13 protein-coding genes are annotated in these 14,838 nt (G+C 39.6%); 9 read left to right on the top strand and 4 right to left on the bottom strand.

All coding sequences use genetic code 11. The features are described 5' to 3' along the window. Nucleotides 1-7: 7 nt before the first annotated feature. Complete coding sequence (gyrB, locus tag E5329_RS12390) at nucleotides 8-1,942, top strand: DNA topoisomerase (ATP-hydrolyzing) subunit B (RefSeq protein ID WP_135989846.1); 1,935 nt, start codon at nucleotides 8-10, stop codon at nucleotides 1,940-1,942. Nucleotides 1,943-2,020: 78 nt separating this feature from the next. After that, on the top strand, nucleotides 2,021-4,648 hold the full coding sequence (gyrA, locus tag E5329_RS12385) for a DNA gyrase subunit A (protein WP_135989845.1): 2,628 nt from the start codon (nucleotides 2,021-2,023) through the stop codon (nucleotides 4,646-4,648). Nucleotides 4,649-4,933: 285 nt separating this feature from the next. On the opposite strand, the gene E5329_RS12380 is transcribed toward gyrA, so the two are convergent. Then, the gene (locus E5329_RS12380) at nucleotides 4,934-5,719 is read right to left on the bottom strand and encodes a PocR ligand-binding domain-containing protein (RefSeq protein WP_135989844.1); all 786 of its coding nucleotides are present in this window, start codon (nucleotides 5,717-5,719) and stop codon (nucleotides 4,934-4,936) included. Nucleotides 5,720-6,058: 339 nt separating this feature from the next. On the opposite strand from E5329_RS12380, the gene E5329_RS12375 reads away from it, so the two are divergent. Genes E5329_RS12375 through E5329_RS12365 form a run of 3 tightly spaced genes read left to right on the top strand, consistent with a single transcriptional unit; the run spans nucleotide 6,059 to nucleotide 7,192 of the window. Then, nucleotides 6,059-6,427, top strand: a complete 369-nt coding sequence (locus E5329_RS12375) for a hypothetical protein (protein WP_135989843.1) — start codon at nucleotides 6,059-6,061, stop codon at nucleotides 6,425-6,427. A 25-nt stretch (nucleotides 6,428-6,452) separates the two neighbouring features. Continuing rightward, nucleotides 6,453-6,674 (top strand): hypothetical protein, encoded by a 222-nt coding sequence (locus E5329_RS12370; protein WP_135989842.1) that lies wholly within the window; start codon nucleotides 6,453-6,455, stop codon nucleotides 6,672-6,674. Then, complete coding sequence (locus E5329_RS12365; RefSeq protein ID WP_135989841.1) at nucleotides 6,671-7,192, top strand: hypothetical protein; 522 nt, start codon at nucleotides 6,671-6,673, stop codon at nucleotides 7,190-7,192. Before E5329_RS12370 ends, E5329_RS12365 begins: the two co-directional genes overlap by 4 nt. A gap of 169 nt (nucleotides 7,193-7,361) precedes the next feature. On the opposite strand, the gene E5329_RS12360 is transcribed toward E5329_RS12365, so the two are convergent. Continuing rightward, complete coding sequence (locus tag E5329_RS12360) at nucleotides 7,362-9,062, bottom strand: ABC-ATPase domain-containing protein (RefSeq protein WP_135989840.1); 1,701 nt, start codon at nucleotides 9,060-9,062, stop codon at nucleotides 7,362-7,364. 153 nt (nucleotides 9,063-9,215) lie between these two features. Here E5329_RS12360 and E5329_RS12355 point away from each other — a divergent pair, with 153 nt between their 5' ends. The 3 genes from E5329_RS12355 (at nucleotide 9,216) to E5329_RS12345 (ending at nucleotide 12,610) form a co-directional block, all read left to right on the top strand. Further along, on the top strand, nucleotides 9,216-10,445 hold the full coding sequence (locus E5329_RS12355; RefSeq protein ID WP_135989839.1) for a 5-bromo-4-chloroindolyl phosphate hydrolysis family protein: 1,230 nt from the start codon (nucleotides 9,216-9,218) through the stop codon (nucleotides 10,443-10,445). 110 nt (nucleotides 10,446-10,555) lie between these two features. Further along, nucleotides 10,556-11,689, top strand: a complete 1,134-nt coding sequence (locus E5329_RS12350; protein ID WP_135989838.1) for a toxic anion resistance protein — start codon at nucleotides 10,556-10,558, stop codon at nucleotides 11,687-11,689. Nucleotides 11,690-11,767: 78 nt separating this feature from the next. Then, the gene (locus E5329_RS12345) at nucleotides 11,768-12,610 is read left to right on the top strand and encodes a putative ABC transporter permease (RefSeq protein WP_135989837.1); all 843 of its coding nucleotides are present in this window, start codon (nucleotides 11,768-11,770) and stop codon (nucleotides 12,608-12,610) included. An 89-nt stretch (nucleotides 12,611-12,699) separates the two neighbouring features. Here the strand turns inward: E5329_RS12345 and E5329_RS12340 are convergent, their stop codons facing one another. Continuing rightward, on the bottom strand, nucleotides 12,700-13,170 hold the full coding sequence (locus E5329_RS12340) for a DUF3021 domain-containing protein (RefSeq protein WP_135989836.1): 471 nt from the start codon (nucleotides 13,168-13,170) through the stop codon (nucleotides 12,700-12,702). A gap of 10 nt (nucleotides 13,171-13,180) precedes the next feature. Continuing rightward, nucleotides 13,181-13,621, bottom strand: coding sequence for a LytTR family DNA-binding domain-containing protein (locus tag E5329_RS12335; RefSeq protein ID WP_135989835.1), 441 nt, complete (start codon nucleotides 13,619-13,621; stop codon nucleotides 13,181-13,183). A 211-nt stretch (nucleotides 13,622-13,832) separates the two neighbouring features. Between E5329_RS12335 and E5329_RS12330 the strand changes: the two genes are divergently transcribed. Continuing rightward, nucleotides 13,833-14,702, top strand: a complete 870-nt coding sequence (locus E5329_RS12330) for an AraC family transcriptional regulator (protein ID WP_135989834.1) — start codon at nucleotides 13,833-13,835, stop codon at nucleotides 14,700-14,702. The last annotated feature ends 136 nt before the right edge of the window (nucleotides 14,703-14,838 follow it).

Raw genomic sequence — 14,838 nt, 5'->3', positions numbered from 1 at the left:
GTATTAGATGGGTACAAGTACAAATACAAGTGCGGAATATGGAGCAGATCAGATTCAGATTCTGGAAGGGTTGGAGGCAGTCCGAAAAAGGCCGGGAATGTATATCGGCAGCACTTCACTGCGGGGACTTCATCATCTTGTCTATGAAATTGTAGATAATTCTGTAGATGAAGCTCTGGCAGGGTATTGTGATACGATAGAAGTTCGGATTTTGAAAGATAATTGCGTAAAGGTTACGGACAACGGTCGGGGAATTCCTGTGGGAATCAATCATAAGGCAGGGCTTCCGGCAGTGGAGGTTGTATTTACTGTGCTCCATGCAGGAGGAAAATTCGGCGGCGGCGGCTACAAGGTGTCCGGCGGCCTTCACGGAGTGGGCGCTTCTGTAGTGAACGCACTTTCTAACTGGCTGGAGGTTGAGATTTTTCATGAGGGAAAAATTTATAAGCAGCGGTATGAAAGAGGCAAAAGTATGTATCCCCTAAAAGTAATCGGAGATTGTGATCCGGAAAAAAGCGGCACGCAGGTAACATTTTCTCCCGACGGAAGTATTTTTGAAGATACAGTTTTTGATTATGATACTTTAAAACAGAGGCTTCGTGAAATGGCGTTTCTGACAAAGGGCATCAGAATCTGTTTGATCGATGAGCGGGAAGGGGTGGAACAGGAAAAAGAATTCCATTACGAAGGAGGAATTAAAGAATTTGTCACTTATTTGAACCACAGTAAGGAAGCTCTTTACGACAGTGTGATTTATTGTGAAGGAGAGAAGGACGGCGTTTATGTGGAAGTTGCCATGCAGCATAATGATTCTTATAATGACGCCACTTACAGTTTTGTCAATAATATTACTACGCCGGAAGGAGGAACCCATCTGGCGGGATTTCGGAATGCATTGACAAAGACGTTTAATTCTTATGCCAAGGCAAACAAGATTTTAAAGGAAAATGAAGCGGCTCTTTCCGGTGACGACATTCGAGAGGGAATGACGGCGATTATCAGCGTTAAAATACAGGAGCCACAGTTTGAGGGACAGACCAAGCAGAAGCTTGGAAACAGTGAGGCAAGAGGGGCTGTAGACAGTGTGGTCAGCGAGCAGCTAACCTATTTTCTGGAGCAGAATCCTGCAGTTGCAAAGGTGATCTGTGAGAAATCACTGCTGGCTCAGCGCGCCAGGGAAGCAGCAAGAAAAGCCAGGGATTTGACCAGAAGGAAGACTGCTTTGGAGAATACGTCTCTGCCCGGAAAATTGGCAGACTGCTCTGACAAAGATCCGAGAAACTGTGAAATTTTTATTGTGGAGGGCGATTCTGCAGGAGGTTCTGCCAAAACAGCCAGAAGCCGTGCAACTCAGGCAATTCTTCCCCTTCGGGGAAAGATCCTGAATGTAGAAAAGGCGAGGCTTGATAAAATTTATGGTAATGCGGAAATTAAAGCAATGATCACTGCGTTTGGAACGGGAATTCATGATGATTTCGATATTTCCAAGCTGAGATATCATAAAATTATTATTATGACGGACGCAGATGTGGACGGCGCTCATATCAGTACGCTGATGCTTACCTTTATGTATCGTTTTATGCCGGAATTAATTAAACAGGGGTATGTATATCTGGCAAAACCGCCTCTTTTTAAGATAGAGAAGAATAAAAAGATCTGGTATGCCTATGATGCGGTGGAGCTGGATCAGATTCTTCAGGAAATCGGCAGGGATGGAAATAACAAAATTCAGCGGTATAAAGGTTTGGGAGAGATGGATGCGGAACAGCTCTGGGAAACTACTATGGACCCGGAAACCAGAATTTTGGAACGTGTTATGATAAATGATGAAACGGCTTCTGAAATAGATTTAACCTTTACCACACTGATGGGGGATAAGGTGGAACCGAGACGTGAATTTATTGAAGCCAATGCCAAATATGTACAGAATCTGGATGTGTAACGGATACATGGAAACTATGCGTAAGTGGCAGACGTGCCGGAAGAATGCAAATACAGGATGCGTAATGGAGGGAAATAGATGGATGATAAAATATTTGACCGGATTGATGAAATTGACTTGAAGAAAACCATGGAAAAATCTTATATAGATTATGCCATGAGTGTTATTGCATCCCGTGCACTTCCGGATGTAAGGGACGGCTTAAAGCCGGTACAGCGGCGTATTCTTTATTCTATGATTGAACTGAACAACGGACCGGATAAACCCCACCGTAAATGCGCCCGTATTGTGGGTGATACCATGGGTAAATATCATCCTCACGGCGACAGTTCTATTTATGGCGCATTGGTAAATATGGCTCAGGAATGGTCTACCCGTTATATGCTGGTGGACGGCCACGGGAATTTCGGTTCGGTAGACGGTGACGGCGCCGCTGCTATGCGTTATACAGAGGCACGTTTAAGTAAGATTTCCATGGAAATGCTGGCAGATATCAATAAAGATACTGTTGATTTCGGGCCGAACTTTGATGAAACGGAGAAAGAACCGCTGGTTCTGCCATCCCGCTATCCCAATCTTTTGGTTAACGGTACCACAGGAATTGCGGTAGGCATGGCTACGAATATACCGCCTCATAACCTTAGAGAAGTAATAGGGGCAGTGGTAAAGATTATTGACAACAGAATTGAAGAGGATCGGGCCACTGAAATTGAAGAGATCTTAAAAATTGTAAAAGGCCCTGATTTTCCCACCGGCGGTATGATTCTTGGAAATTCCGGCATCGATCAGGCTTACAGGACAGGAAGGGGAAAGATTAAGGTACGTGCCGTTTCTGATATTGAACCTATGCCAAATGGCAAGAACCGTATTGTGGTGACAGAACTGCCTTATATGGTAAATAAGGCAAGGCTGATCGAGAAAATTGCTGACTTGGTGCGGGATAAAAAGGTAGATGGGATTACAGATTTAAGGGATGAGTCCAACCGGGAAGGAATGAGGATTTGCATTGAGCTTCGCCGTGACGTGAATCCTAATGTAATTTTAAATCAGCTTTATAAGCATACCCAGCTTCAGGATACCTTTGGTGTAATTATGCTTGCTCTGGTAGACAACCAGCCGAAAGTCCTGAACTTAAATGATATGCTTGGATATTATCTGAAGCATCAGGAAGAGGTTGTGACCAGAAGGACGAAATATGAGTTGAATAAAGCGGAAGAGCGCGCTCATATTTTGCAGGGATTGCTGATTGCCCTTGACAATATTGATGAAGTAATCAGCATTATAAGAAGCAGTGATAATGTTCAGCTTGCCAAGACAAGGCTGATGGAGCGGTTTGCGCTGTCAGACGCCCAGGCTCAGGCAATTGTGGATATGCGTCTTAGGGCTTTAACCGGTTTGGAACGGGAGAAGCTGGAGGCGGAATATAATCAGTTAATGGAATTAATCAAAGAATTAAAGGAAATCCTTGCAGATGAGAAGAAGCTTCTTGGCGTGATTCGGGAAGAAATTATGGTGATTTCCAACAAATTTGGAGATGAAAGAAGAACGTCCATTGGATTTGACGAATATGATATTTCCATGGAGGATTTGATTCCTGTTTCCAATACAGTCATTACTATGACAAAATTAGGATATATTAAGCGCATGAGCGTAGATAATTTCCGCAGCCAGAACCGGGGCGGCAAAGGAATTAAAGGGATGGAAACCATTGAAGATGATTATATCGAAGAACTTTTGATGACTACCACTCACCATTATCTGATGTTTTTTACCAATACCGGAAAGGTCTACCGTATGAAGGCGTATGAGATACCGGAAGCAGGAAGGACAGCCAGGGGAACGGCAATTATCAATCTGCTTCAGCTTCAGCCAGGAGAAAAAATTACGGCTGTAATACCAATTCGGGAATATAAAGATGATCACTATCTTTTTATGGCTACGAAAAATGGAATTGTAAAGAAAACTCCAGTTGCGGATTATGCCAATGTGCGTAAAAAGGGTTTGGGAGCCATCAGTCTGCGGGAAGAGGATGAATTGATCGAGGTGAAAATGACGGACAATACCAAGGATATGATCCTGGTGACCCGCTATGGACAGTGTATCCGGTTCCACGAAACAGATGTGAGAAGCACCGGAAGAACTTCCATGGGCGTCATAGGCATGAACCTGTCAGATCGAGATGAAGTGGTAGGAATGCAGATGCATACTCAGGGAGAATATCTGCTGATTGCTTCGGCAAAAGGTCTTGGTAAATTAACCAGAATGGATGAATTTACTCCTCAGAACCGGGGCGGCAAGGGAGTAAAATGTTACAAGATCACGGAAAAAACTGGCAATATCGTAGGAGTGAAGGCAGTAAACCAGGAAAATGAAATTATGATGATTACTACGGAGGGAATTATTATACGGATGAAGGTGGAAGGAATTTCTGTTCTTGGCCGTGTAACCTCCGGAGTGAAGCTGATGAATCTGGATGAGGATATTACAGTTGCAAGTATTGCTAAGGTAAGGGAAGATCAGTCGTTGATGGATAATTCTGATGCAGAGGATTTGCTGACAGAAGAAGAGGAACAGCAGAGCCTGAAAGAAGTTGGGGAGGCTGCAAAGAGAATGTTACCTCCAGCGGAGAGCACGGAGACGAATGAAGAATTGATGAAGGAGCTGCTGGAGAGAGCAGAAGCAGATCAGAAGGAGCAGGAAGAGTAATTAGCATAGTTTTCTTTAAAATAAAATGAAAAAAAGAGTCGGAATAGATAAGTATTCCGGCTTCTTTTTTTAGTGAATTCCGTCATGAAATATTATAGTAGATCCGATTTTTTATTGAAAAGTCAGGGAAAATACGGACATGTATTTCATCCAGGTGCGCCTATGCAGTCCTGTTCTTATAATTTGTTTGTGAGGAAGTGACATGGGCTCCTTCTGTTCTTAATGTTATTAGAATGATATGTAGTATACTCTGCATGCTGTCTTTATTTTCAGACTTATAGGCGATTAATCTTCTTCCCCTTTGTTCAATGACATAATCGTATCAGTCACATTGTTCAGCGCCTGCTTAATCTGTACACTTGTCACTCCCATACCCTGTGCAAGCTTTTGAACTTCATTTGCAACTACGGAAAAACCTTTTCCTGCTTCTCCGGCTCTTGCTGCTTCTATACTGGCGTTTAAGGCAAGAATTTTCTGACGTTTGCTGAAGCCTTCGATTTGTTTTGTATCTTCATTTGCCAAAACAAGCTGCTCTGCCGCTTTGCTGATGCCGTCTCTTAATTCGGAAACAAGCTGATGATTCTGCATTGTTGCATAACTTGCCCGGACAAACATGTTAATTACGTCTCCCAGTAAATGAGCAGAGGCTTCAATTTCTGTTTGTGTTTTGACATTTACTTCATGAAGCGCCTGGATATATTCATCTTCATCAATATTCAGTTCTCTGGCTGTCTGACGGAATTTTTCTTCATCAGGGTTTTCTGGCAGCACCTGGCCGCCAATGATGCTTCCAAGCACTGTTCCATTATCTAAAGTAATGGGAATGCCAAAGTCCATAAGGCCGGCATGGCAGGAATATACTCCAACGCCTTCCCGATCGTTTTTCTCACAGCGTTTACAACCTTCTGCACTGCCTCTGGTTAGCTTAATGCAAAAATCTGTAAAATTATAGCAGTCACTGATATATTGTCCATCAGCTCCAACAGCTACGGTTGCAAGGCCGGTGCTGAGCGCCCAGTTACTCATGATTTCTTCAAATTTTTCCATATCACAGAAATCTTCTAATTTCATAATGAAGCCCCCTATTTTTTTATTTTTATTATAGGTAAAATTACTAATAATGTCAATAAAAGATATATCATAATTGTATATTTTGCAATAATTAAATGAGAAAGATATCAGAATTATTTTTAATCTTAGAAATTCAGCGCATGTTATTCTGGTAAATGATAATTCTGTCAGTTATAATTAAAGTATAATAATTCTGCAGATACGGCATTGCAGCGGATTAAGTGCAGAAATTATACCCAATCTCTGGAGAATTATACCGGTGAAATTATACTTGTGGGAGTAAATTATACCAAGGGCAGTGAGGATAAACTACATAGCTGTGTCGCAAATGCAGTCACCATGTATGCTTTTACCATAAAAGAAGTTGAAGAAGAGGAAAAGGTATTTTTAAATTATCAGGAACAATCTACACGTCTTTTTGAGGAAGTGTACCAGGATGAAAAGTTGTATGATAAATTTGGATTTCGTCAGGCTGCAGCCATTGCTTTAAGCGGAAGATATATCAAAATTGAAAATTGCAGGAAGCAGAGAATATTTAAAAAATCTCTCCTTAGAGAGAATGGATACCGCCCATATGCATATGTTGGCTCAAGTTTATCTGAAACAGGGGAAAACGAAAGATGTAAGGAAATATATCCGCCAGACAAAGGTAAGAGATTTGATAAATCTAACAATGATGCCTATTTTGAATTGGGTGCATCCTTCTGAACTTTTGGTGGAAGTATACCTTAATATGAAAGATTTGGAAATGGCAGAAGAGCATTTCTGTCATTATGTGGATGAGATTATTGAGACCTTACGATTATCTCAGGATAATTTTGTAATTCCTTTTTTCAAGATCAATGTGTATCGTATAGTTACAGAAAATCCGCTATATCAACCCTTATTGGAACGACCTGCTTGCAGGGAGAAATTAAAAAAATTATGCAAATTAAGTGAAAAGGAGAATCAATGAGAAGATTTGAAAAAATACTTCCTGCTATTTTAACAGTGTGGCCTTATTTGTTTTTTCTGTTTTTTATTGTGCCAGATAAAACAGGAAAAAATCATGGATTGTTTCTTATTATATATACTTTTTTAACGATTATTATATATGGATTTAATATTTATAATGCATTTGCTTTTCAGAATTCTGATGTGAAACTTGCCTTTTATGGTATGATGGTGAAACTGTTGCAAATACCTTTTTATCTGGCAGGATTTGCCGTGGGGATGTTATGTTTGTTTGTGATGGCTGTGCCTGCTTTTTTGCTTATTTCCCCGGTTCTTATTTTTATGTTAGCGCTGGTGGAATTCTTTTTAATGGCTGTTTCTTCTATGTATGGGATCAGTGCAGCTATTCGAATGACAAAGAAAAGGAAATTATCAAAGACATGGGCTGTAGTGTATATGATTGCACATTTTATTTTTGTTGCAGATGTAATAAGCGCTGTTTGCCTGTACATAGCGGCAAAAAAGAAATTGTTTCAGTGATTGACTATTGCCATCTGCGTCCGGTACAGTCACTTGCAGTGCTGTTAGTTTGAATGTCAAGTGCCAGTACACTAGTATAATCCACATTAAATATCTTAATATTATATGCCAAACATAAGGTTGTTTCGCGCAGATTATATTAAGTGTACTGGTACGATGATATTTGAAATTACAATTTTAAAGAGCGGTACCGGTTAAAGCAGGCAAATATCTCTTGTTTTCTTGGCATGGCAAACCCGCTGGGGATATAGTTTCCCTCACAGACAGCAGATAAGCCTTTGGTGCTCAGTATGCGGCAAAGTTCTTCCACTGCTTCAGAAAGTGTTTTTTTACCGTCAAAAATATGAAGCTGTGCATATTTTACAAGAATTCCCAAAGAAGATAACTGTTCGGAATCAGCCAGTTGTTCTACATACCGCAAATCTATGGTTTCTTTATTAATCAATACAGAATCCCTTCCCTGTGTTTTTAATTTAATTCTATCGTTCTTCTTAAAGTTAATGTCTGATTTAACAATTCGATGGAAAGAAGGAATATCACTGGGTTTTACAGGATCATTTGGAATCGGAAAGGCATAGGCTTCTTGTTTTGCAAATTCTGTAATGTCTTTTGGAAGGTAATGATCCATTTGAAGAATACAATCAGCCTTATGGAAATAGGAACCAGAACTTCCTGCCACCAGAATTGTGGAAATATGGTATTGGCTAAAAAGTTCCTGTACCCGGTCAATAAAAGGAGTAATCGGTTCGGAATTACGGTTTACGACACGCTGCATCAGTTCATCCCGGATCATAAAATTTGTTGCGCTGGTGTCTTCATCAATCAGCATCAGATTTGTTCCTGTTTCCATAGCTTCTATTACGTTGGCCGCCTGAGAAGTGCTTCCGCTGGCGTCCTGGGTGCAGAAATGCACCGTATCTTTTCCATTGGGAAGATTATTGATAAACATGGAAATATCTGATTGTTTAATGCTTCTTCCATCTTCGGCTCGGATTTTCACAGCTGTATCATCGGTGATCACGTATTCTCGGCCGTCGCCGGAAATATGATTGTATATGCCCAGTTCCAGTGCCTTTAACAAAGTAGATTTCCCATGATATCCGCCTCCTACAATCAAGGTAATGCCCTGTTTGATTCCCATACCGGCAATCTTACCGTAATTAGGAAGATCAATTGAAACTTCCATAGATTTTGGAGACTGAAAAGCAACAGCTTGTTTCATGGGGCGGTTGGAAACGCCGGATTCTCTTGGAAGTATGGAGCCGTTGGCAACAAAAGCGGCAAGCCCTAACTTTGGAAGCTGTTCCCTGATATATTGTTGATCTTCTGCAAGCTCTGCATTTTTCTGAACATCCGCTTTGTTCAAGGAAGCATAAAATAAGGATTTCTTCACACAGCCTGGAAGAAAATCAAAGAGTATTTTGATTAATTCTCTGCTGTTAATGGTTCTGCCGTTGGCAGGAAAACCAATTTCCATCCGCACAATGACGGTTCCATCCAACCGGATTTCGCAGGCAGTCCGCTCTAAAATTTCCTGTCCGCAGCGGCTGACAGACAACAGTCCGCTTTTTCCGGAACCTTTGGCTTTGAAATTAAAGGTTTCTGCCTCTCTTGCAAATTTGCGGATCAGATAGTCCTGGAGCGCAGTCCGCTTGTGTTTTTCCTGAAATAAATCAGAAGGAAATCCGGCGGTTTTTCCTGGAACCTGAATGCTGACTTTGGAAGGAGCGGCAAAGGGATCTCCCTGTACATGATCGATAGAGAGGATATATCCTTCAAACTGGTAGCTTCCTCTGGTATCTTTATAAGCCGGATAACCTTTATGGTCAATCCTTGTCAGTAATTCTCTTAAATCCTTAAATGTTTTCATATTTTCATTCCTCACTTTCCAAGATATTGTATCATCCAGGGAAAAATAACACAATAGAAATGGAAGATCCAATAAGAAAGTATTGATTTTGAGGGAACGATAGTTCATAATATGATTGTAAATGATATCAAAAGAAGAGATTTGGAGGCATGCATGAATAACGAATGGGAGAAATTTGGGAAGGATATTAAAGATCTTGTAGATGACGCCATTAATTCTCAAGATTTTAATCAGTTGAATAAAGCCATTACAAATTCAGTGAATGAGGCAGTCAATACCCTCCAGAAAGGTTTGAAAACGGCAGGAGATGCGGTGAATAGGGCTTCTTTTCTCTCTTATCAGAATAAAGAAAAACAGAGAGAATGGGAAAGAAATTGTCAGAATAACCAATATGGGCAGAATTCTCTGAAGGTGCCAAATACAGATGTAAGTCCTGAGTTATTTAAGAAAAATACTTCCCTGAAAGCTGGAGGATGGGTATTGGCAGTATGCGGTTACACCTTTAGTGCTGGAATCGGAATTACAATCATGATTTTATTTCTTGTAAGTTTCTTTTTGGGCAGCTTTCCTATTGGAATTAAAATTGCACTTTCTGTTTTGGTTCCTTTACTTTTGGGAAGCGGAATTATGGCCTGGAAGGGAAGCAGTATTTTGTCGGGATTAAAGAGATATCGGAATTATATTGCACAGCTGCGGGGGAGAACTTATTGCAATATTAAGGAATTGGCAGATAAGAATGGAAAATCTTTCCGGTTTGTGGCAAAGGATTTAAAGAAAATGATTGAAAAAGGCTGGTTTCGGCAGGGACATCTGGATCATGATAATACATGTTTGATTGTAAGTCACGACACATATCAGGAATACCAGAATATCCAGAAGCAGCGGATAGAGCAAATACAGTTGGAAACAGAGAGGCAGAATCGTTCTAAAACCAGTGAGGGCAGCCGGAATCCTGAGGTTGAGAAAGTAATTTCAGAGGGAAAAGAGTATATCCGTAAAATTCGGGAGTGCAATCAGAACATTTCGGAAGAAGAGATTACCAGCAAAATTTCCCATATGGAAATGCTGATTCAGAAAATATTTGATCGGGTGAAGGAAGATCCAGATGCTCTGGATGATATTCAGAAATTGATGGAATATTATTTACCCACTACAGTGAAATTGTTAGAGGCATATCAGCAACTGGACAGCCAGCCTGTTCAGGGAGAGAATATCAGATCGTCTAAAACAGAAATTGAACAGACATTGGATACGCTGAATCTTGCATTTGAAAGATTGTTGGACAGCCTGTTTGAAGAAGTGGCCTGGGATGTATCTTCTGATATCTCAGTGTTGCATACTATGCTGGCACAGGAGGGTTTAACGGGCAATGATTTTAAATAGTATAAGTAGATTAAACTTTTTGTTTTAACTGATATTTGAATAAAATATGAAAACATACAAATTAAGTCATAATATAACAGAAAAAAGGATAAGAAAAGCGGAGGAAAAACATGAGTGAAGGATTAGAATTTTCAAATGCTCCAGTATTAACGTTAGAGCCTTTTCCAGAAAAGGAAGAGATTATAGAAGATAAAAAAGAGCCAGCAGAACCAGCCTGGGATGATAATATTCTCACGGAAGAAGAACGCAGGATGATCGATCAGTTTACCAATCAGATAGATTTGCACAATTCTAATATAGTGCTGCAGTATGGCGCAGGCACTCAGAAAAAAATGGCAGATTTCTCAGAAAAAGCGTTGCAAAATGTACAGACCAAGGATTTGGGAGAGATTGGTGATTTGCTGACAGGAGTAGTAACGGAATTGAAAGGCTTTGATGCTGAAGAAGAAAAAGGATTTTTGGCAAGGTTTAAGAAAACTTCCAACAAGCTGACAGCTTTAAAGGCGAAATATGATAAGGCAGAGACAAATGTTAATAAAATCTGTAAGATTTTGGAAGGACATCAGGTACAGTTGATGAAAGATGCTGCAATTCTGGACAAAATGTATGAACAGAATAAGATATACTTTAAAGAACTTTCCATGTATATTCTGGCAGGAAAGAGAAAATTAGAACTGGTGAGAAAGACAGAGCTTACAGAATTAATAGAAAAAGCAAATCATTCCGGGCTGCCGGAGGATGCACAGGAAGCCAAAGATTTGGAATCTCTTTGTACCCGGTTTGAGAAAAAAATACATGATTTGGAATTAACCAGAATGATTTCCATTCAGACTGCCCCTCAGATCCGTTTGGTACAGAATAATGACACTGTTATGGTAGAGAAAATTCAATCTACCATTGTGAATACCATTCCTCTGTGGAAGAGCCAAATGGTTCTTGCTATGGGTGTGGAGCATTCCGCTCAGGCGGCTCAGGCTCAGCGGGAAGTGACAGATTTAACCAATGAGTTATTGATGAAAAATGCAGAGCGTCTAAAGATTGCCACGGTGGAAACGGCAAAAGAGTCAGAACGGGGAATTGTTGATATGGAGACGCTGCGTAAGACGAATGAATCTTTGATTTCCACTTTAGATGAAGTGATGCGAATTCAGAAAGAGGGAAAAGAAAAGCGCAGAGAAGCTGAGAAAGAGATGAATCGCCTAGAAGGAGAATTAAAAGAGAAACTTCTTCAGATTCATGGATAGCAGATTAGAAAAAGAAATTAATATCAGATAGTTTATTGATAAATATGAAATTAATATCAGAAATTAAAGGAGTATTTTATGCCAGTATCATTTTACGAGATAGCCTGGATTTTTCTGATTTATGCATTTTTAGGCTGGTGCACAGAAGTAGCTTATGCAGCATTGGAACTGAAGCAGTTTGTAAACAGGGGATTTCTGAATGGTCCTGTCTGCCCCATATATGGCTGCGGGGTTCTGGTGGTGATTGTGATTTTAACCCCTTTAAAGAAAAATTTTCTTATGCTTTTTCTAGGGTCTGTGATACTTACTACCGTTATTGAATTTGCGACAGGATTTTTGTTGGAAAAATTATTCCATAACCAATGGTGGGATTATTCTGATGAGAATTTTAATATTTGTGGGTATGTCTGTCTGAAATTTTCTATTTTGTGGGGAATTGGATGTACTATGGTGATGGATGTGATTCATCCAGGCGTTTACAAATTGGTGAAAGATATTCCGAGAATTCCCGGCACAGTAATGTTGTCAGTGCTTTCGGTTTTGTTTGCGGCGGATTTTGCAATTACTTTCAGCACAATACTGAAATTCAATAAGCATCTGAAGCTTATGGATGAAGCGGCTTTCAGAATACGGGAAATATCAGATGAAATTGGTGAAAATATTTATGAGGGCGTAACGGCAGTTGTAGAAAAAAGAGAAGAGCTGAAAGAAAGCATTGAGATAAAAGCAGCAGAATTAACAGAAAGCCGTGAAGAAATTGAGGAACGGATAAAACGGCTCCAGCAGGAATTTGAGGCTCTTTTGGAACATGAAAGCTTTGGCATAAAGCGTCTGATGAAGGCATTTCCAGGTATGAAGTCCAGAAATTATCCGGAAGCTCTGAAAAAATGGAAACATTATAAAAATAAAAGAAAAATTTAATTTTTAATCATATTTGGAGAAGAATCTGGAAGGTCATACCTAAAACCAGGAAAATAGTGAATTTTTCTGGTTTTAGGTAGATATAACGATTATTTTCTTTTTGAATCTTTTGCTTTATCAAGATAATTATTCAGTTCTCTAACATTACGTTTACTAATGATAAATTCCACAATCCATATTATAACAAAAATGAAAAAGAAAATTCCAAAATAACTGAAAAATCCTTTGATACTATGTTCCATCCAATAATTGAAATATGCGGCTGGCATCATAAGAACAGATATAACCAGGAAATAAATTCCTGTCTGTTTTGTGATGCCCCAATGTTCTATTTCCCAGATGAATGAGGAGCCTGCAAATCCAATTCCAAGTATTCCACATAATAGGGTCTGAAGCAAAACGGCGTTAACTTCATTACCCATCTTGTCAATCAGTTCCGGAACACAAGGGGAATAATACCCATTTCCATATGCAAAAGATAAGATTATTGTGATAAAATAGCCGATAGTAACTCCAATGGGAAAACCAACTGCACTGCGTAAAAATATTTTTTTCTTCATATCGCTCACCTCATAATCCTAATATTTTTTTGATTTTGTTGACATACCGTCTTGAAACATAAGTTATATCATTATTTAATAACTTAACACAAATTGTACCAGTAAAGCTCAGATCAAAGTTATTTACTTTTTTTAAATTAATAATTTCTGAATTGGAGATACGGATAAACTGATGGGGATTCAGCCGTTCTTCTGCCTCATATAGTCTGAGCCGTAACAGATAGGTTCCTTTGCCGGTTACTGCAAACACTTTTTTAGCGCTTGTGTATATCCGAATTAAATCTTCTTGTTCCAGAACTTCGATTTTTCCATCCTTACTGCCGGAAATGATCTGAGGAACATGTTCCGATAACTTTTTAATGATATCGCTGACCTCCTCTGTCATGGCGGCAGTTAGGATGATAATTTTCGGTTCCCTGCAGGATTCGTCAATTTTAATTTCAACCTGCATGGTATCACCTCCTCGTGTTGTCATTATAGGAGAAACAAATTTCTTTTTCAATAAATTTCGGATAGTCGGTTTATTGAAAAATATAAGTGGTAAGCGTATAATAATGCCCAGATGATTTACGGCGCTTATTTCTCTCTTTTTTGTGCAGAGAAAGAGAGGACAAATTTGTCAAAGGTTGTTAGAATTTATATGAAAAAGGAGTGAAGTGACAATGGAATGGATTGAAAGATTGAATCAGGCAATTAATTATATGGAAGAACATCTTACGGATAAAGTGGATTACGAAGAGCTTGGACGGATTGCCGGATGTTCCTCCTATCATTTTCAGAGAATGTTTTCTTATATGGCAGGCATGCCATTGTCTGAGTATATTCGAAAGAGAAAAATGTCATTGGCAGCCGTGGATTTACAAGGTGGTGAAGTTAAAATTATTGATGTGGCGGAGAAGTATGGGTATAGCTCTCCCACTGCATTTAACAGAGCTTTTCAGTCCATTCATGGAATTGCCCCTTCTGCCATAAAAGCGGAAGGGGTGTCTGTCAAATCCTTTCCTCCGATTGCATTTAAGCTTACCGTGAAAGGAGTCGAAGAGATGAAATACCGAATTGAAACAAAAGACGCATTTCGTATTGTTGGGGTTTCTGTGCCTTTGGAAAAGGAAATTGAAAAAAATTTTGCAGTTATCCCATCAAAGTGGCAGGAGGTTTCTGTCAACGGTACATTGCAAACACTTATTGGAAAGATGGATGCAAAACCAATGGGAGTATTGGGAGTCAGTACCTGCAATGAAGAGGAACCTTGGAGGTATTATATTGCAGTTGCCAGTTCGAAAGAATGTGAAGGATTGGAAGAGTATAAAGTTCCGGCTGCAACATGGGCAATTTTTCCAGGTTCCGGATCTAATCAGTCCATCCAGGAGCTGGAAAAAAGGATTGTTACAGAATGGCTTCCTACCTCGGGATATGAATATGGGAGTGCGCCGGATATTGAGGTTTACTTGAATCCTGATCCTGAGAACGCCAAGTATGAGGTGTGGATTCCTGTAAGAAAGAAAAATGAGACAAAAAGTGTGCTGTTATAATCGTTAATAGCTACAATTTCGAAAAAGAATGTCGAAAATAAACGGATTTCTACAATATATACGGGTTCTTTTTAAAATCCACAAATATATTGCCATAGAATCCATTTTTCGGCATTCTTTCTTCTTGGCGACATAT

Source organism: Petralouisia muris (genome assembly GCF_004793545.1).
Taxonomy (GTDB): domain Bacteria; phylum Bacillota; class Clostridia; order Lachnospirales; family Lachnospiraceae; genus Petralouisia; species Petralouisia muris.
This window is presented reverse-complemented; position numbering and strand designations above follow the sequence as displayed.